Source organism: Pseudomonas sp. m6p, assembly GCF_055760375.1.
The window spans coordinates 2,690,536-2,708,713 of the sequence record NZ_CM147084.1; the positions used below are offsets into that span (position 1 = coordinate 2,690,536).

Genomic DNA, 18,178 nt, shown 5'->3' on the forward strand with positions numbered 1-18,178 from the left:
TATTTACCTGTCCCGGTCAGGAGACGCCCCATGTTGTTGCGCAAGACCCGATACGGTGCAGCCTCTGATGTAACCATGCGTAACAAAAAACCATAGTGGCCCGGCGACTCAGCCACCCCGGGCTTATCAGCACCGCGAAAAACAGCACCTTGCAGGAATTTTCCGTGAATTGGCCTGCATTTTGCATTTATGTATATACAGGTACTATCATATAAAGATTTTTCTGTAATACATCGTTAGCGTTCGATCCGTCAGAGAAAGGAAAAACAACAATGAAAAAATTTGTCCTCGCCACCGTCTTTGCATTGGCTTCCACCGGCGTCCTGGCCAAGGATTTAAGCGTCATTCGCTTTGGCGTCGATCCGACCTTCGCTCCGTTCGAATCGAAAAACCCCGACGGTCAACTGGTGGGCTTTGACATCGACCTGGGCAACGCCATTTGCGCCGAGCTGAAGGTCAAGTGCGTGTGGGTGGAAAACGCATTCGACAGCATCATCCCGGCGCTGCGGGCGAAAAAGTTCGATGCCGTGTTGTCGGCAATGACCATCAACGACCAGCGCAAAAAAAACGTGGACTTCTCCGACCGTCTCTATAACTCCCCCAACCGTTTGATCGCGAAAAAGGACAGCGGTCTGCTGCCTACGCCAGAATCCCTGAAAGGCAAGCGCGTCGGCGTAGCCCAAGGCACTACCCAAGAGACGTACGTCAAAAAAATCTGGGCGCCTAAAGGGGTGATCATGGTCACCTACCCCAATCAGGACTTGCTGTATCCGGACCTGGTCAGCGGCCGTATCGACGCCAGCCTGACCGATGCCGCCGTGGCCGAACTGGGTTTTTTGCAAACGCCTAAGAACACCGGTTTCGCCTTCGCCGGCGACGCTGTGTACAACCAGGAACTGCTGGGCGAAGGCATTGCCATCGGCCTGCGCAAGAACGAGCCGCAGCTGATGGAAGCCATCAACCGGGCACTGGCCGAAATGCACAAGAACGGCACCTACGACACCATCCAGAAGAAGTACTTCACCTTCGACATCTACAACTAAAAGCCCTGCGCTTGACCGGTGCCGGAACGCTCGCGGCTTGGTGATCCGGCGCCTTGCCCATCCATTTCGCGCAAGGGCCGGCCCCCGGGCCGCCCTTGCCAACGGAGAGACAGAACATGCTTTTACAGGGCTATGGTTCGCTCATTCTCGAAGGTACGTTGGCGACCATCCAGCTGGCACTGATGTCCATGGTACTGGCCGTCACGCTGGGCCTGATCGGCGCATCAGCCAAACTATCGAAACAACCGCTGCTGCGTCACCTGGCCGCCGGCTACACCACGCTGATTCGCAGCGTGCCGGACCTGGTGATCATGTTGTTGCTGTTCTTCAGCCTGCAGATCTGGCTGAACAACCTGACTGAATGGCTGGACACCGAACAGATTGACATCAACCCCTTCGCGGCCGGGGTGCTGACCCTGGGTTTCATCTACGGTGCCTATTTCACCGAGACCTTCCGCGGCGCTTTTCAGTCCGTGCCAGCCGGCCAGTTGGAAGCTGCCGTGGCCTACGGCATGAATCGTCGGCAGGTGTTTGTGCGGGTGCTGTTTCCACAAATGATGCGCTTCGCCCTACCGGGAATCGGCAACAACTGGCAGGTGTTGATCAAGGCCACGGCGCTGGTGTCGATCATTGGTTTGATCGATATCGTCAAAGTCACCCAGGACGCGGGCAAGAACTCCATGGACCTGTTTTTCTTCAGCGTGGTCGGCGGCCTGATCTACCTGGCCCTGACCACCGTTTCCAACGGCGTGCTGATGTGGCTTGAACGCCGCTACTCGGTGGGCGTCAGAGGTGCGCAGCTATGATCGATATCGTCCAGGAGTACTGGAAAGCCTACCTTTGGTTTGACGGCTACCAACTCTCAGGCGTGGCCATGACCCTCTGGCTGCTAGTCGCTTCCATCGCCATCGGCGGCACCCTGGCCGTGCCGCTGGCCGTGGCACGAGTCTCGTCCAATCCGCTGCTGCGCATGCCCGTATGGTTCTACACCTACGTGTTTCGCGGCACGCCGTTGTATATCCAACTGCTAATCCTCTACACCGGGATCTACAGCTTGCAAGTGGTGCGCGACCAACCGACCCTCGATGCGTTTTTTCGCGAGGGCATGAACTGCACCCTGCTGGCCTTTGCCCTCAACACGTGCGCCTACACCACGGAGATTTTCGCCGGCGCCATCCGCGCCACGCCCTATGGCGAGATCGAAGCAGGCCGCGCCTATGGCATGTCCACCTTCACCCTGTACCGGCGAATCATCCTGCCCTCGGCATTGCGCCGTTCGCTGCCGTACTACAGCAACGAAGTGATCCTGATGCTGCACTCCACCACTCTCGCCTTCACCGCCACCGTGCCCGATCTATTGAAGGTCGCTCGCGACGTCAACTCTGCGACCTACTCCTCGTTCGAAGCCTTCGGCCTGGCGGCGGTGCTGTACGCGCTGATGGTGTTTACCCTGGTCTGGCTGTTTCGTCGCTGCGAAGTGCGCTGGCTGGCCTTCTTGCAACCGCAGGCGCATTGAGTGACCGTCCTTTTGGAGACATCGAACATGTATAAGCTAAGCGTAGATGAGCTGCACAAGAAATACGGCGACCACGAAGTACTCAAGGGCGTATCGCTCAAGGCCAAAGCTGGCGACGTAATCAGCATCATTGGCTCCAGCGGCTCGGGCAAAAGCACCTTCCTGCGTTGCATCAACTTCCTGGAACAGCCGTGCGCCGGAACCATCACGGTAAACAACGAGCAAATCCGCACCAAACAGGATCTCAACGGCGCGCTGCGGGTGGCCGACCCGCGTCAGCTGCAAAAAGTGCGCACCAAACTGGCGATGGTGTTCCAGCACTTCAACCTGTGGCAGCACATGACCGTGCTGGAGAACATCATCGAAGCACCGGTGCATGTGCTGGGCGTCAAGCGCAAGGACGCAGAGGCACGCGCGCGGCAGTACCTGCATAAAGTCGGTCTGGACCCGAGCGTTGAGAAAAAATACCCGTCCCACCTGTCCGGCGGCCAGCAGCAAAGGGTCGCCATTGCCCGTGCCTTGGCCATGGAACCGGAAGTGATGTTGTTCGACGAACCCACTTCCGCGCTGGATCCGGAACTGGTGGGCGAGGTGCTGAAAGTGATGCAGGCCCTGGCCGAGGAAGGTCGCACCATGGTCGTGGTCACCCACGAGATGGGGTTTGCGCGCAACGTCTCCAACCATGTGATGTTCCTGCACCAAGGCCGGGTTGAAGAGCAAGGTCCGCCGGGTGAAGTGCTGGTCAGTCCGCAAAGCGAGCGCTTGACCCAGTTCCTCTCCGGCCGCCTGAAGTAACCCCATTTCGACAGGAGACAACCATGAGTAACGGTTTTCCATCACACCGCAGCTTTACCCAGCAGCGTGAACAATTCCTCGCCGCCGCCGAGGCCGTCGGCGCCCGTCTTAGCCATTACCCGCACCCATTGCGCGGCCCGTTCGCCGAGGCCCTGGGCACAGATGTGGCCCTGCTCGGCAACCCCCAGGCCAAACGGGTGTTGGTGGCCTTGAGCGGCACCCACGGCGTGGAAGGTTATTACGGCTCGGATTGCCAGCGCCAATGGCTGCAAACCTTCAGCGAGCGCAGCCTGCCCGACGACGTCGCGGTACTGATGATCCACTTGATCAACCCGTGGGGCACGGCCTGGATGCGTCGGGTCAACGAGGACAACATCGACCTCAACCGCAACTACCTGGACTTCACTAAGACACCACCCGACAACGCGGCTTATGAAACTCTGCACCCGATCTACACCTGTACCCAACTGCGTGGCCCCGAACGTGAGCGCGCCGATGCCCAGCTCAATGAACGGATCAGCCGCGAGGGCTGGTCGGCGGTGATGTCGATTGTCGAGGCCGGTCAGTATCGCCATCCCGATGGCCTGTTCTACGGCGGTAACAGCTCAAGTTGGTCGAACCAGACCCTGCACCGGATCCTCGGCGAACACCTGGCACACGCCGAGGTCGCGATGTGCTTCGACCTGCACACCGGCGCGGGCGATTATGGCCATCCGATGTTGATGACCATTGCCCAGGCCTCGTACCCGGCACTGCCCCAGGCCCAGGTGTTGTTCGGGCCCTGGCTGTTCACCCTGATGACCAGCGCCAACAGCCAGAGTGACACCGGCGTTGCTGCCACTGCCACCGGTTACACCTCCCAGGCCATCATCAACGCCTTGCCTCATGTGCAACTGATGCCGTTCGTGATCGAGTGCGGCACCTACCCTGGTCAACAAATCCATGCGGTGCTGCGCGACGATCAGTGGCTGCACCTACACGGCGACCCAACCGGCCCCGAAGCACGGCAGATCAAGTTGCAACTGCTTGAACAATTCTTCCCCGCGGACAGCGACTGGCAAGAGTTGGTGTGGGTGCGAACGCGGCAGATCTGGGAACGGGCGTTGTCCGCGATAGGCACGCGCGGCGGTCTGTAAAACGCACAGCACCCAGTGTGGGAGCGAGCAAGCTAGCTCCCACAGGAGATGTTCGTGGGGACGCGATAAACACTTAAGAGAACCTAAACCAAATATCAGTTTTATCCATCTATTCTTACTCAACTGGCCTCTCGTATTCTGGATACGTCGTTAGCCACGATCCGAAGAATAATAAGGAGAGACACCATGTTTATGCGCAACGCCTGGTATGTCGCCGCCAGTGAAACCGAACTCGGTGAGCAACTGTTTGCGGTCAAGCTGCTGAATGAGGCGGTAGTGCTTTACCGCAAAGGCGATGGCACCCCGGTCGCCCTAGAAGATGCCTGCCCGCATCGCAAACTGCCGTTGTCCTTAGGGCGGCGCCAAGGTGACGACATCGAATGCGGTTACCACGGCCTAACCTTCGACTGCTCGGGCAGTTGCGTGCGCGCCCCCGGCAGTAAGCACGTTCCCCAAGGCGCCAAGGTGCGCAGTTATCCGCTGGCCGTGCGCTACGGCCTGATCTGGATCTGGATGGGCGATGCCGAGCTGGCCGACGCCAGCAAGATTTGCCACGTGCCCGAATGGGGCGATCCGGCCTGGGGCCTGAATCGTGGCGACAGCATGGTCATCCCCTGCAACTACCTGTACATGACCGACAACCTGCTCGACCCCTCCCACGTGGCCTGGGTTCACCAGTCCTCCTTTGGCAGCGCCGCATGCGCCCAGGAGCCGCTGCAAACTACGGTGACAGACGTCGGCGTGATCGTGTCGCGGTGGATGCGCGACATCGAAGTGGCGCCGTTCTACGCCAAGTTCGTCAAGTTCAGCGGCAACTGTGACCGCAAGCAGCATTACGAAGTGCACTACCCGGCCCAGGCCATCATCAAGGCCATCTTCACCCCGGCCGGCACCGGATCGGATGCCGGGCCGGTGCACGAACAGGTGTTCTTGATGAACTCCTACAACTTCATGACCCCCATCGATGAATCCACCACCCGCTACTACTGGTTCCAGGTGCGCAACTTCGACCAGGGCAACGAGGAAGTCTCGCGCCAGTTCGATGAGGACGTACGTCACGCTTTCGCCGAAGACCGCGTGGTGCTCGCCGCCGTCCATCAAGGCATGGCCAACAAGTGCAGCCCCAATATCGACCTGGCCTCCGACTCGGGACCCCTGCGTTTCCGGCGTAACCTGGCCAAATTGATTGCCCAGGAACAACCTGCGGACTTGATCCCGCTGGTACAGGCCAGACCGCAAACAGCGGGGGTTTGAGATGAGCAGCCAACCCCAAGGTTTCAAGGCTTGGCGGGTGATCGAGAAAACGCCGGAAAGCGCGGTCATTACCTCCTTCGTCCTCGCGCCGCAGGACGGTCCTGCACCCATGGACTTTCGTCCGGGGCAGTTCCTCACGGTGCGGCTGGTGTTGGGCGACGGCACTCGAGTGCTGCGTAACTACAGCGTCAGTGCCCTCACGGACAACCCGCTCCAGGTACGAATTTCGGTCAAGCGTGAACCCGCCCCGTTCGATCGCCAAGACCTGCCGGCCGGACAAGGTTCCAACCACCTGCACGACGGCGTGCGGGTTGGCGACGTACTCGACATCGCAGGCCCATCAGGCACCTTTGTGCTGGACGAGCAAAGTCCAAGGCCGGTGGTGCTGTTCAGCGGCGGCGTCGGTTTGACGCCCATGCTGAGCATGCTGCATCGCCTGAGCGGCCAGTCGATGCGCCCGGTGCACTTTCTGCACGCCTGCGAAAACGGCGCGGTGCATGGGTTTCGCGATGAAGTGCTGGCCCTGGCCGACCGGCGCCCGGGCATTGAAGTGCACTTCTGTTATCGCAATCCGAGCGAGGCGGATCGTGACCGCTTTCACAGCCAGGGCCTGATCAGTCGCCAAACCCTGCAAAGCCTGCTGCCGTTGGACGACTATGATATCTACCTGTGCGGCCCCAGACTTTTCATGCAGGCCAACTGGCGGCTGTTGCGCAGCCTTGGGGTGGCCCGCGAACGAATTCATTACGAGTTTTTTGGCCCGGCGACGGTGCTTGAGGAAGACGACGTCAGTCCAGCGCCGCCACCTGAGCCGACGCTGAGCGAACCTGTGGCAAAGGACGGTGCCGTAAGTGTCTGCTTCATGCCGTCCGGCACCCGCGTAGCCTGGGATGAAAACTGCCATTCATTGCTCGAATTGGCCGAACAGGCGGGCCTGACTCCGGCGTTCAATTGCCGGGCGGGCTTGTGCAATACCTGCCAGGTGAGCTTGCGCGAAGGTACGGTCGAGTACTTCGACGACCCGCTGGACGCTCCGCAAAACGGTGACATCCTGTTGTGCTGCACGCGGCCCACCAGTGCGATCACGGTGCAACTGCGCCAATAGTAAGCGCTGTAGGCGAAGTCGGCCGCGTGTCTGATGCTGGGCGCGAAAAATCAGATCCAATATTTGGGTACCCGTCTTGGCTATAAGCGTCAGGGCATGGCGCCCAGCAGTTGAGCGCGCTTCTTCGAGGTTGCTGCGGTGATCGGCGACCACCGCCACGTCAACACCGCGTTGCTTGGCGGCAACCAGCGCTCGGGTAACGTCTGGACTGGTGAAGACGTACGCAGCAACGCGGATAGAGCTGGTGGCCGCGTAAATGGTGCGCAAGACTAGTTTCTGTGCAGAGCCCTCGGGCTAGAAACCGACCTCGATGCGACGGCTTGCGTCGCCCTCGTTGTCAGCAGCCAGGGCCAGCACTTGCAGGCTGCCCCCCGCGACCAGTGCCATCGTCAACGCCAGTGGCTTGAAAACTCTAGAAACCATGTTCTACAGGCCCCCAAATATCGTTGGCCTTTTTAGTCAAACCCTCATCGTCCTTGCAGGACTCATCAGTCTCCCCCCGTGCGGCTTTCGTGCGCGAAGGACTGAAATGTCCGTGCTTGTAACGCTTGATACTGAAATATTTCTGGATGTACTTGTCGCAGTCACCATCGCGGGTCATGCCAAGTAGACAAAGAACAGCACCGCAAGCGTCGGGGTTACTGTCATGGCCATAGGGCGGCTGGACCGGTTCATCAGCAACGGCTGGACCTGACAGCAATAACGCTCCCAGCAAAAAAACGGATGGAAGTTTTTGCATAAATCCCCCTTTTCTCGCGTGCGAGAAATTCAATTGATGATCTGTACGAAAGATGGCTCGACTTGCGCTTGCCCTTGGCCGGATGCCAGCGCAGCGGCTGGTTTGGGATCAGCGAAGCGTTGGAACTGTTCAACCGGCGCGGCATCGCCAGTGTCCAGCGCAACTTGAATCCTTGACTGCTCAGGGCTCGCCGGTTGCATCGCAGCCTGTTGAGCGGGTTGCGGTGCCTGGCCGTTTTCGTCGGTCACAATCACCCATGGGTCACTATGTTTTGACGAAGCTGTACGAGCGCGCACAGGCGTTTTTCGTGCCCCTGGTGATGCAACCGCTACGGGTATCGCCTCATCGCCTGCAGTGGCCTCCACAGCAGGCACAATCGGATCAGCACTCGAAGGATTCAGGGCACCGACCACAACTTTCTGCACGTAGGACAGATCACCCTCTTTGTCCGGGCGATAACCACGTACAGGGTTCCCGCTGTAGTACATCGAGAGCGAGTCGCGCAGGGCTTCTTGTGGGTTCGGATTCGCGGTCAGGGCTTTGGTGTAGTTCTTGACCATCAGCTCGCTAATCGCCTGCAGGTTGCGGCACGGCTCAAACGCTTGGGCGTAGCTCAGGCCGAGAGCCCGCATGTTCGTCACCAGGAGCTGGCCAATACCGACCGAGAAACGGAAGCCTTCGCGCTCCAACCGTTCGGCGGTGGCCACCGCTTCACGCAACGACTTGGGCTGACGCTCCAATCGGCCATCGACAACCCCAATAGCGTAAGGGTTGTAGGTCGATTCATTGCCGATCAATGACTTTAGGGTCTGCGGATGCACGGTAGGCGCGCACTTAACGGCCAGCTCAGAGAACGGCACCGGGGCTTGTTCATCGGCCCAGGCCTGGCCGAGAGTGCAGGCCAGTGCCAACAGCGTTACCGCGAACTTAGGCAGCTTTTGCATATTTAACCTCCGAGATGTAGCGACGGCCATCAAAGCCGTACTCCCACTGAATGACGACATCGATCAGTTGCCTCGAGTATTCGATCAGTTGCGACTTGTTCATTTCGGCGCCGCCACGCGCAGCCATAGACGCCAGGCGGTCGAACATCATTTCCGGCGAGTCCGAGTGAATCGAGGAAAGTGAACCGCTGTGACCGGTGTTCAACAGCTCCAAAAACGGGAAGGCTTCGCCGCCGCGGATCTCGCCCATGATTGCCCGGTCGGGGGTCAGTCGAAGAATCGACTCAAGCAGGTCAAACGGTGTGACCTTGGCGCGACCTTGACCGCCACGTGAATAGATCAGGTGAACCACGTTCTTGTTGGGTGTGCGGATCTCGCGGGTGTCTTCAATGGTGACGAGACGTTCATGCGGATCAATGTGCTCCAGCATCCCGTTGAGCCAGGTGGTTTTACCCGCGTTGGTCCCGGCTGAAATCATGATGTTCTTGCGGGCTTTCATGATCCCGATGAAGAACTCTTTCCAGCGCTTAGCGCGATACAGCGCTATCAGGTGATCGTCGGAATAATCGCTGTGCAACCGAGGCTCGTTGATATGCTCGAAAGCCCCGGTGTCCTGGTATTCGTCCAGGGTGATTTGCTTGATACCGGGCTTACGGATACAGACGATGCCGCCAATGTGCTGTTCGACCGCAGGCGCCAAGACAACCTGCACGCGGTAATCGCCGCGCTGGTTGTCTGGCACACCCTCGGCGAGATTGATCGGAATACGGCCCGACAGAATCGGCGTATACGAGTCAACCTGTTGCCCGGTATGAGCGGCAATCACCTCACCGAGCGAGGTAATTAATCCAGTTGTTACCCCCTCGATCTGCACCGGCTTCATGAACCGACTGCCGTGATAACCGGCCCAGACGTTGCCAGGGCCGTTGATCGCAATTTCGGTCACTTCTGGATCGTCCAGCAGCGTGACCAGGTTTTTCAGTTTGGCGCGGAACGATGCAATCTCAGACATACCGCTTCCTCACTGGATGAAGGTGACGCCGCCACTCTTGGCGTGCTCGATCTCGGCCTCGAATTGCGAGGTGAAATCCAAATCGCGCTGCAGGTAGATCACCACACGCGAGCCATGGGGCACGGTCAAAGTTGGTTGGATACTGGCGTAGCGACCCAGGATCGTTTGGGCCGACTCAGACGCGGCTTCCTGTACTTCCGTGCGATAGCGTGACGCCGAGTTTTCCTGATCGCCGGACGACACTCCGGTATTCGAGGCACCGGCGCCGATGATCGAAACCGCTGCAGCAACACCGAAGATTTGCCCCCAATGGTTATCGACTACGCCACCTTGACCAGCGGTGCCCAACTGGTCAGAGCCCGCGCTATTGATCGCGATCTCCATTGCTGGGCGTCCAGGCAGGTTCGGCGTACGTAACCAATTCCAGATGGTGAACAACCGTTCTTGACCAGGGCGAAGACTGGCGTTGTAGCTGCCGCAAACCGTCGAGCCCCACGGAATCAGAACCCGACGACCGACAGCCGCGTAAACGTCCTGCTGAATGTCTACGCAGATCTGCCCCGGCAACTGACTTTGGGCGCGGGGCTGCAACACAGCCTCGATAACAGCGCCCTGCAGAACCTTGTACTCCAGGTTTTCTGCATTACAGCGTTTCCTATCGGGGAAGGGACGACCTGTGGATTAACCACTCGCCCTATGACTGAGGGACCAGTCTATAGGGTTGTGGCGTCCAGCCGACGCAAAAAAGCCCACCGCAGTGGGCCTGTTTGTGGGGGGCGATTGAACGAAAACGCCGTTATGATCAGTCCACTCAGCCATACCCCGCGCGTGCATCGACGAGGTAATCCAGCGCGTCGGCCTTACGCTCAGCCGAGCAATCGGCATGCTTGACCAGCGTCTCACAGAAGCCAGCGTCAGCGTTGACCAAGGCGCGCAGCAGGCTTGAGCACAAGAGAACTTCATCGTCGTAATTGTCCTGCAGCTGCTGATACTGGGCTTTCAACTCGGCAATGCGCGCTTGAAGTTGCTCAGGGGTTTTCTCGGTCTGGGTCATGTCGTGGGGTCCTTTCTGTTCGTCAACAGACCACGCTCGGTAATGAACAGTGTCTCCGGCGCCATGCTCCATGCCTCACTTTCTTGAAGGGGAGTTTTGAGCATAGACAAAGATGATGCATAGCGTTGTGCGACACGTGTAACGTGTCTCCCGTCCCAAGCTGTAGGGTCAGCTTGAGAGATTCCTAAAGGAATCAAATACTTGGGTATCCATCCCCTTGAACCAAAACCCGCCCAGAAGTCCCTCGCCTTAAAGGACTTGCCGCAGCGGCGGTGGCGAAACCCCCAGGTCGCTAAGCACTCGGAAGCGCGACTGCGGACCGATTTTGTCGGTCCTGGAGTGCCATTCGTCGGAAAGTGATATGTACGAAATGAGTCATGACACATTTGGCATCATCTGCCTCACTAGCCTCCTAATCTTTTGCTTAGGGCTGGCAACGTGGGCCAACTGGCCAGAGGTCAAGAAACGCTTCAAACGGTCACCTCCACGGCACTAACTCAAGCCTTTGCGGCTTCAACCCTCGCGGGAGAAATCCCCGCTGGGGTTTCTCCTGCCTCAAAACAGGAGTAACCCAACCCAAGTGAGCCGCCACAGCGGTCCCCACTTCTTCCAAACGGAGACATGAGCGAAAGCTCTGTCTGTCATTGTCCAACCATCGCTAATACAGGATGGCAGCGGACTCGTTGTGCGACCAACGGTAGCCTACGACGGCGTGCATCACTAGCAATGGTGGTGTTCGAAGCCCGTCTGACAATGTAGCCCCCCTTTCAAGGGGTACCATTCTCCTGCGAGGGAGGCGGTGGATACTCGGAGCAGTACCGGGTTGAGGCGCTAGGCTGACTGGTATGGACAACATACGTGAACTGCTAATAAACACCGTAAGCATTACCAAGCCAAAACTGCTGTTAGGCTTGAACCAAAAGGTACGCGGTCGGTTATCTCCGTGGCGCTTGGGGATACGTCGCCTCATATGATCGCCGGTGAAAAGGCAGGTCCTAACCCAGTCGTGTGACAGATAGGGAACGTGGTAAGCCCGTATCGCTGCCCTTGGGCAGGTGAACCGTAAGGGACACTGTTGGCGGTGCGGGTATGGGATCGCAGAGAAAGCGAATGCCAGGCTGTAATGGCCTGGATAGGGGTTGGAACATCACCCCACGGGAAAACCGGGCAGACTTCTGCGTGGTCTTCCGTCGCAATAACTCTGACTGAGACCGTCTCATTAACTTCAGGGTCCAGCTCCATTGGCCCTTGATAATCCTACCCTGACGGGGTGCACGCACCCCTCAGGGGATACGTGCGCCTTCCGCTCGGGTGGTTTCACTTTGAGAGGAAAGCAGCATGAAAGAGCTCAGCCAGCAAGGTGAGTCTGCGCTTTCCGGCACTCCGCAACAGTGGCACGACGTCGATTGGCGCCGAGTCCAGAGGAATGTCCGGGGAATGCAGATGCGAATTGCGAAGGCTTGTCGGGAAGGCAAATGGCGTAGGGTCAAATCCCTGCAACGGATGCTCACCCGCTCGAAGTCAGCCAGATACTTGGCTGTACGGAGAGTCACGGAAAATCAGGGGAGCCGCACGGCGGGAGTCGATAGGCAACTCTGGGATACACCCAACGCAAAATGGAATGCGGTTGGATTGTTGAAGATGCGGGGATACAAGGCTCGGCCACTACGGCGCGTCTACATCCCGAAGTCGGATGGACGGGAACGCCCTCTGGGCATACCGACCATGACAGACAGAGCCATGCAGGCGCTGTACATGCTGGCTCTGTCCCCTGTCGCGGAAACCCGAGGCGATCCGAATAGCTACGGCTTCAGGATCGAACGTTGTACGGCAGACGCGATGGCGCAGCTGTTCTTGTGTCTATCCAAGAAGGCTTCGGCTCAATGGGTACTAGATGCAGACATCGAAGGGTTCTTCGACAACATCAACCATGAATGGCTGTTAAGGAACGCCCCAACGGATACACGGATGCTGCGGCAATGGTTAAAGGCCGGGGTCATCCACAAAGGGCAGCTACACGCAACGGATGCAGGTACGCCGCAAGGGGGGATCATCTCCCCGACGCTGGCAAATCTGGCACTGGATGGACTGGAAACGCTCCTCAAGGAATACTTGGGGGTGACAAGGGCGAAAAGGCTGAAGGTGAACGTGGTGCGATACGCCGACGACTTCGTGATCACAGGGGCCTCTCCGGAGGTGCTGGAGAATGAAGTAAAACCTTGGGTAGAGCAGTTCCTCGCTGAGCGCGGACTGCGGTTGTCACCCAAGAAAACGCGGATCGCCCACATCGACGGAGGCTTCGACTTCCTTGGCTGGAATTTCCGGAAGTACAGTGGAACGCTACTGATTAAGCCGAGCAAGAAGAACGTCAAGGCGTTCTACAGCAAGGTAAGGGAGGTAGTTGACTCTCACAAAACGGTCAAGCAGGAGGATCTGATCCGACTGCTCAACCCGAAACTGAGGGGCTGGGCGCTGTACCACCAACCAGTCGTTGCGAAACAGGCTTACAGCCGAATGGACCACAGAGTGTTTATCAAACTCTGGCGTTGGGCGAAGAGGCGGCACCCTAACAAGTCCCTCGACTGGGTAAGGAAGAAGTATTTCCGGACCTCAGGAGACAGGAGTTGGGTGTTTGCCACCACAGTGGTAGATGCAGAAGGAGGCAAAAGGGAGGTCGAGCTGTACTCGCTCGCGAGTACTCCGATCGAGCGACACAAAAAGGTGAGTGGGGATTACAACCCCTACGATCCCGCCATGGAGGCCCAAGGTGAGAAACTGCGGATGGACCGGATGCTGAGCAAGCTCAAATACCGGAAACAAATCGGCAGCCTCTTTGCCAGTCAAAATGGACTGTGTCTGCTGTGTAAGCAACCGATAACCAAGGAGACAGGGTGGCATGACCACCACGTCGTCCACCGCTCCCTCGGCGGTGGAGACGAACTGGCCAATCGGGTACTCTTACACCCTAACTGCCACAACCAACTGCATACTCGTGGCCTGCACGTGAACAAACCGGCTTCCATCGGAAGCTTAGCGAAGGCTTGAGCCGTATGCGCTGAAAAGCGCACGTACGGTTCTTAGGGGGGGGTCAGCCAGGAATGGCTGGCTCCCACCCGACTCTGAATGCTTGCTTGTCAGAAATCCCATGCACAAGGTGGGTCAGAGCTCATCAATTGGTGCTGTTCTCTTAAATTGATATGAGTCATGTCGCGTCAAAGTTAGACAAAACTAAGGTTTATTCGAACTGTTGCAGAGTGGCGTATGGTGAGTATATAGGCACATAAACACCTTTCGACGAGAAAATCATGAAAACCACTCGCTGGAACGTCGCTGTCTCCACCGACACTGACCAATCGCTTCGCATGTTTCTAGCCAGCCAAGGCGGTGGGCATAAGGGCGATCTGTCGCGCTTCATCGAAGAAACGGTGCGGGCACACATCCTTGTACTGAGCGCCGAACAGGCCAAGGCCGCTAACGCCCCTCTGAATGAGGCAGAACTGACCGAAGCAGTTGATCAAGCGCTCCACTGGGCACGTAGGCGCTGATGCGGGTCGTGTTGGATACCAACATCTTGTTCAGCGCGCTGATTTCACCGCATGGCGCGCCCGATGCGATCTACCAGGCTTGACGGGCGGCACGTTTCGAGGTAGTGACCTCACGGGCACAGCTCGATGAAATTCGTCGCGCCAGTCGTTACCCCAAGCTTCAGGCTATCCTGCAGCTTGCCAACGTGGGTGCCATGATCAATAACCTGCAACGGGCGATGGTACTGGAGCGGTCTGCACCGAGGTACTGTGATCGATGCCGGTTGACTTTCTGACTCAAGAGCAACGCGACGGCTTTGGTCGCTATGTCGATCCTCCTAGCCGCGAAGAGCTGGAACGCTATTTTCACCTGAGCGATGACGACCACAAAGCCCTCCTGCCGCTGCGCGGCGAACACAACCGCCTCGGCTACGCCACGCAACTGACCAGCGTCCGCTACCTGGGCACCTTCCCTGAAGACTTTTCAGCCGTTCCGGATGAGGTGCTGCAAGCGCTCAGTCGTCAGCTCGGCATCAATGATCCGACTTGCATCCTGGCCTATGCTGAAACCCGTCAGCGTCAACGTCATGCCGGCTAGATTCAGGAGCGTTATGGCTATCAAGTGTTTGCTGACTCCAGCGTCGGCTTTCGACTTGCTCGCTGGCTATATACGCTCTGCTGGACAGGGACAGATCGTCCTGGTGAGCTGTTCAATCGGGCGACGACCTGGTTGCTGACGCACAAGGTTTTACTGCCTGGCGTAACCGTACTGGAGCGGTTTATCGCGCAACTGCGCAGTCGGGTCGAAGAACGCCTCTGGCTCACCTTGGGCCGCAGCGTGACCGATGAACAGAGACAGCACCTGCAAGAATTACTGGTAGTAGTCGAAGGTAACCGCTACTCCCGCCTGGATCAATTGCGCTTCGGCCCGGTGATGATCAGTGGGCCTGCACTGATCCGAGCGCTGCGGCGGCTCGATGACGTGCGTGGCATCGGCATCACCTTGCCCGCAGCGGCGCATATCCCGCCCAGCCGAATCGCGGCCCTGGCACGCTTTGCCAACACGGCCAAGGTCACAGCGATCAACCGGCTGCCGGCATCGCGGCGGATGGCAACGTTGGTGGCGTTTGCGCTTTGTCTGGAGGCGACTGCGCATGACGACGCCCTGGAAGTTCTGGAAGCTTTACTGCGCGACCTGTTCAGCAACGCAGAGAGGGCCGACAAGAAAGCTCGGTTGCGTAGCCTAAAAGACCTGGATCGCTCGGCAGCAACGCTCGCCGCCGCCTGCAAGGTGGTGTTGGATAGCTAAATTAGCGATGACAACGTCCGCGCCCGGCTGTTCAACGAACTGCCACGTATCACTCTGGAGAAAGCCCTCGAAGAGGTCACCGCGTTGATCCGTCCGGCCAACGATGTGTATTACCTCGCCCTGGAGGAGCGCTACCGCAGCGTGCGCCGTTTCCTCCCCGACCTATTGAAGCATATTCGCTTTGGCTTCAGTCCAGCTGGCAAGGGTGTGGCGGCTAGTCTGGACTGGTTGCAACTGAACCTACCTCGTAGAAAACCGGAAGACGATGCTCCACAGGAGATCGTGGCCAAGGCTTGGCAGCAGCACATCACCCGCGAAGATGGCTCCCTCGACATGGGTGCCTATGTATTCTGTACGCTTGATGCACTGCGCACTGCCCTACGTCGTCGCGATGTCTTTGTTTCACCCAGTTGGCGCTATGTCGACCCGCGTATCGGTCTGCTCGATGGCGCTGAATGGCTGACGGCACGACCGATCATCTGCCGCTCGCTGGGCCTGACCATCGATGCCAAAACCACCTTGGACGCCTTGTCTGTCGAGCTGGATGCAACGTGGCAGGCAGTCGCTGCCCGCTTGCCCGAAAACCCTGCCATCCAGTTGAGCGAGAGCGCTGATGGTAAAACTGAGCTGTCCCTCGGAGCGCTGGACAAGCTGGAGGAACCGAACTCGCTACTGCAACTGCGTGCGGCCGTGGCCGACTTGATGCCGCGTGTCGATCTGCCAGAAATCCTGTTGGAAATCGCCGCCCGCACCGGCTTTGCTGAAGCCTTCACCCATGTGTCCGAACGCAATGCGCGGGCCGATAACCTAGTGACAAGCCTGTGTGCCGTACTCCTGGGGGGGAGCCTGCAACACCGGCCTGGAGCCACTGATACGCAATGATAACCAAGCGCTGCGCCGTGACCGACTGTCCTGGGTCAGCCAGAACTATCTCCGCGACGACACCCTGTCAGCAGCCAATGCCATTCTGGTGTCTGCGCAAAGCCAACTGGAGCTGGCTCAGGTCTGGGGCGGCGGCGAGGTGGCCTCCGCCGATGGCATGCGTTTCGTCGTACCGGTGCGCACCGTGCATGCCGGTCCCAACCCGAAGTATTTCGGTACCGGACGGGGAGTCACCTGGTACAACTTGATTTCCGATCAGTTCTCCGGCCTGAACGCCATCACGGTGCCTGGCACCTTGCGCGACAGCCTGGTATTGCTAGCGGTCGTGCTGGAACAACAGACCGAATTGCAGCCAACACAAATCATGACCGATACCGGTGCCTACAGCGATGTGGTGTTCGGGTTGTTCCGCCTGCTCGGTTATCACTTCTGCCCGCGCCTAGCCGATGTCGGCGGTACCCGCTTCTGGCGCACGAGCCCAGACGCGGATTATGGCAAGCTCAACGGACTGGCACGCCAGTCGGTAAAAATCGACCTGATCGCCGAGCACTGGGATGACCTGCTGCGTCTCGCCGGGTCGCTCAAGCTCGGTCGGGTACCGGCGACCGGCATCATGCGCACGTTGCAAATGGGGGATCGTCCGACCCGTCTGGCCCAGGCATTGGCAGAGTTCGGACGGATCGAGAAAACTCTGCACACGCTGACCTACATTGATGACGAATCCAAGCGTCGTGCCACCCTGACCCAGCTGAATCGCGGCGAAGGCCGGCACAGCCTGGCCCGTGCCGTGTTCCATGGCAAACGCGGCGAGCTTCGCCAGCGCTACCGCGAAGGTCAGGAGGACCAACTCGGCGCCTTGGGCCTGGTGGTAAATATCATCGTGCTGTGGAACACCCTCTACATGACCGCCGCCGTGGAACGGCTAAGGCAGCACGGCTACCCGGTGCAGGAGGAGGATCTGGCTCGGCTGTCGCCGCTGATCTATGAGCACATCAACATGCTGGGTCGGTACTCCTTCGCGGTACCGGAAGAGGTTGCTCGAGGTGAGCTGAGACCGCTGCGCAATCCAGACGACGATCAGTGACATCTCTTCGGTGAAAGGTCGCCTCCAGGACATCCGAGCTTAAGTGCACTTTCTGTTCCGTTGCTCCCCAAACCCCATGTTGACGGTGACGAGGCCGTCATGATCGATGCGATACCAGAGGGTCGGCTCGAAGTTCTGGCTGGCGATGGCTTCGGCGGGATCGAGAAGCCCAAGGCCGGAACAGGAAAACGCCAGGGTGAAGCCCGCGCTCGTGGCGCCGATCAGGAAGCCACGGCGTGAGATCGCAACCCTTTGGCCACCCGCCTCCTGCGGGTCATTCACGAACTTATTCATGGGCTGTGCCTTCATGGACTGTGCCGCTTCTCAACTCTGCCGCGGCGAGCTTGATCGCCTGGCGGATGCGTACATAGGCCATGCAGCGGCACAGGCTACCGTTCATGACGGCGTCGATGTCTTGGTCGCTCGGATCAGGGAAGTCCTTGAGCAGCGTGGCCGCCTGCATGATCTGACCCGACTGGCAGTAACCGCATTGGGGCGCCTGCGTCGCGATCCAGGCTTTCTGCAGCGGGTGTTGGCCTTTGGGATCGAGCCCCTCGATAGTCGTGACCCGCGCATTAGCCACGGCGCCCAGCGGGGTGATGCAGGAGCGGATGGCGCGGCCATCGATGTGCAGGGTACAGGCCCCGCACAGGCCGATCCCGCAGCCGAATTTGGTGCCGGTCAGGCCGAGGTCGTCACGGATCACCCAAAGCAGCGGGGTATCGTCGGCCACCTCGACCGAGACGTCCCGACCATTGAGTTCGAATCTGGTCATGATCTT

The 18,178-nt window shown here is 58.7% G+C and carries 17 protein-coding genes and 3 pseudogenes; 11 read left to right on the plus strand and 9 right to left on the minus strand.

The features are described from left to right. The first annotated feature begins 272 nt into the window (after window positions 1–272). The 7 genes from ACYZUM_RS12265 to ACYZUM_RS12295 all read left to right on the plus strand — a co-directional run bounded on the left by ACYZUM_RS12265 (window position 273) and on the right by ACYZUM_RS12295 (window position 6,849). On the plus strand, window positions 273–1,043 hold the full coding sequence (locus ACYZUM_RS12265) for an ABC transporter substrate-binding protein (protein ID WP_009682421.1): 771 nt from the start codon (window positions 273–275) through the stop codon (window positions 1,041–1,043). A 116-nt stretch (window positions 1,044–1,159) separates the two neighbouring features. Continuing rightward, window positions 1,160–1,849: an ABC transporter permease gene (locus ACYZUM_RS12270; RefSeq protein WP_009682422.1), complete on the plus strand. Its 690-nt coding sequence runs from the start codon at window positions 1,160–1,162 to the stop codon at window positions 1,847–1,849. After that, window positions 1,846–2,559, plus strand: coding sequence for an ABC transporter permease (locus ACYZUM_RS12275; RefSeq protein WP_009682423.1), 714 nt, complete (start codon window positions 1,846–1,848; stop codon window positions 2,557–2,559). Before ACYZUM_RS12270 ends, ACYZUM_RS12275 begins: the two co-directional genes overlap by 4 nt. Before the next feature lie 27 nt (window positions 2,560–2,586). After that, the gene (locus tag ACYZUM_RS12280; protein ID WP_009682424.1) at window positions 2,587–3,354 is read left to right on the plus strand and encodes an ABC transporter ATP-binding protein; all 768 of its coding nucleotides are present in this window, start codon (window positions 2,587–2,589) and stop codon (window positions 3,352–3,354) included. Window positions 3,355–3,377: 23 nt separating this feature from the next. Beyond that, window positions 3,378–4,490 (plus strand): DUF2817 domain-containing protein, encoded by a 1,113-nt coding sequence (locus ACYZUM_RS12285; protein WP_019410170.1) that lies wholly within the window; start codon window positions 3,378–3,380, stop codon window positions 4,488–4,490. Window positions 4,491–4,676: 186 nt separating this feature from the next. Then, window positions 4,677–5,744: an aromatic ring-hydroxylating dioxygenase subunit alpha gene (locus ACYZUM_RS12290; RefSeq protein ID WP_095030922.1), complete on the plus strand. Its 1,068-nt coding sequence runs from the start codon at window positions 4,677–4,679 to the stop codon at window positions 5,742–5,744. A gap of 1 nt (window position 5,745) precedes the next feature. Next, window positions 5,746–6,849: an FAD-binding oxidoreductase gene (locus ACYZUM_RS12295; RefSeq protein ID WP_009682427.1), complete on the plus strand. Its 1,104-nt coding sequence runs from the start codon at window positions 5,746–5,748 to the stop codon at window positions 6,847–6,849. A gap of 72 nt (window positions 6,850–6,921) precedes the next feature. On the opposite strand, the pseudogene ACYZUM_RS12300 reads toward ACYZUM_RS12295, so the two are convergent. From ACYZUM_RS12300 to ACYZUM_RS12330, 7 genes and pseudogenes are all read right to left on the minus strand, one after another. Further along, a pseudogene (locus ACYZUM_RS12300) lies at window positions 6,922–7,116 on the minus strand (phospholipase D-like domain-containing protein); the annotation flags it as partial. Window positions 7,117–7,143: 27 nt separating this feature from the next. Continuing rightward, the gene (locus ACYZUM_RS12305) at window positions 7,144–7,272 is read right to left on the minus strand and encodes a hypothetical protein (RefSeq protein WP_254925078.1); all 129 of its coding nucleotides are present in this window, start codon (window positions 7,270–7,272) and stop codon (window positions 7,144–7,146) included. Continuing rightward, window positions 7,262–7,588, minus strand: a complete 327-nt coding sequence (locus tag ACYZUM_RS12310) for a TrbM/KikA/MpfK family conjugal transfer protein (protein ID WP_019410167.1) — start codon at window positions 7,586–7,588, stop codon at window positions 7,262–7,264. The genes ACYZUM_RS12305 and ACYZUM_RS12310 overlap by 11 nt, the downstream gene beginning before the upstream one ends. A 29-nt stretch (window positions 7,589–7,617) precedes the next feature. Further along, window positions 7,618–8,532: a lytic transglycosylase domain-containing protein gene (locus tag ACYZUM_RS12315; protein ID WP_048377555.1), complete on the minus strand. Its 915-nt coding sequence runs from the start codon at window positions 8,530–8,532 to the stop codon at window positions 7,618–7,620. After that, window positions 8,516–9,544, minus strand: coding sequence for a P-type DNA transfer ATPase VirB11 (gene virB11, locus ACYZUM_RS12320; RefSeq protein ID WP_200656943.1), 1,029 nt, complete (start codon window positions 9,542–9,544; stop codon window positions 8,516–8,518). The genes ACYZUM_RS12315 and virB11 overlap by 17 nt, the downstream gene beginning before the upstream one ends. A 9-nt stretch (window positions 9,545–9,553) precedes the next feature. After that, entirely contained in the window at window positions 9,554–10,177 is a 624-nt protein-coding gene (locus ACYZUM_RS12325; protein ID WP_325167164.1) for a TraB/TrbI/VirB10 family type IV secretion system protein, read from the minus strand. Between the two features lie 178 nt (window positions 10,178–10,355). Beyond that, window positions 10,356–10,598: a hypothetical protein gene (locus tag ACYZUM_RS12330; protein WP_102605452.1), complete on the minus strand. Its 243-nt coding sequence runs from the start codon at window positions 10,596–10,598 to the stop codon at window positions 10,356–10,358. A gap of 1,338 nt (window positions 10,599–11,936) precedes the next feature. Here ACYZUM_RS12330 and ltrA point away from each other — a divergent pair. The 4 genes and pseudogenes from ltrA (at window position 11,937) to ACYZUM_RS12350 (ending at window position 17,397) form a co-directional block, all read left to right on the plus strand. Next, window positions 11,937–13,643, plus strand: a complete 1,707-nt coding sequence (gene ltrA, locus ACYZUM_RS12335) for a group II intron reverse transcriptase/maturase (RefSeq protein ID WP_200656944.1) — start codon at window positions 11,937–11,939, stop codon at window positions 13,641–13,643. A gap of 260 nt (window positions 13,644–13,903) precedes the next feature. Next, entirely contained in the window at window positions 13,904–14,143 is a 240-nt protein-coding gene (locus ACYZUM_RS12340) for a ribbon-helix-helix domain-containing protein (RefSeq protein WP_102605451.1), read from the plus strand. Beyond that, window positions 14,143–14,376: pseudogene (locus tag ACYZUM_RS12345) on the plus strand (putative toxin-antitoxin system toxin component, PIN family); the annotation flags it as partial. The gene ACYZUM_RS12340 and the pseudogene ACYZUM_RS12345, both read left to right, overlap by 1 nt. 23 nt (window positions 14,377–14,399) lie before the next feature. After that, window positions 14,400–17,397 (plus strand): annotated as a pseudogene (locus tag ACYZUM_RS12350) (Tn3 family transposase). A 39-nt stretch (window positions 17,398–17,436) separates the two neighbouring features. Here ACYZUM_RS12350 and ACYZUM_RS12355 read toward each other — a convergent pair. Further along, a complete protein-coding gene (locus tag ACYZUM_RS12355; protein ID WP_200656945.1) occupies window positions 17,437–17,691 on the minus strand; it encodes a hypothetical protein in 255 nt (84 codons plus the stop codon). Next, window positions 17,684–18,172 carry a (2Fe-2S)-binding protein gene (locus ACYZUM_RS12360; RefSeq protein ID WP_090439256.1) on the minus strand — a complete coding sequence of 163 codons (489 nt, stop codon included), beginning with the start codon at window positions 18,170–18,172 and terminating at the stop codon, window positions 17,684–17,686. Before ACYZUM_RS12360 ends, ACYZUM_RS12355 begins: the two co-directional genes overlap by 8 nt. Window positions 18,173–18,178: the final 6 nt, after the last annotated feature.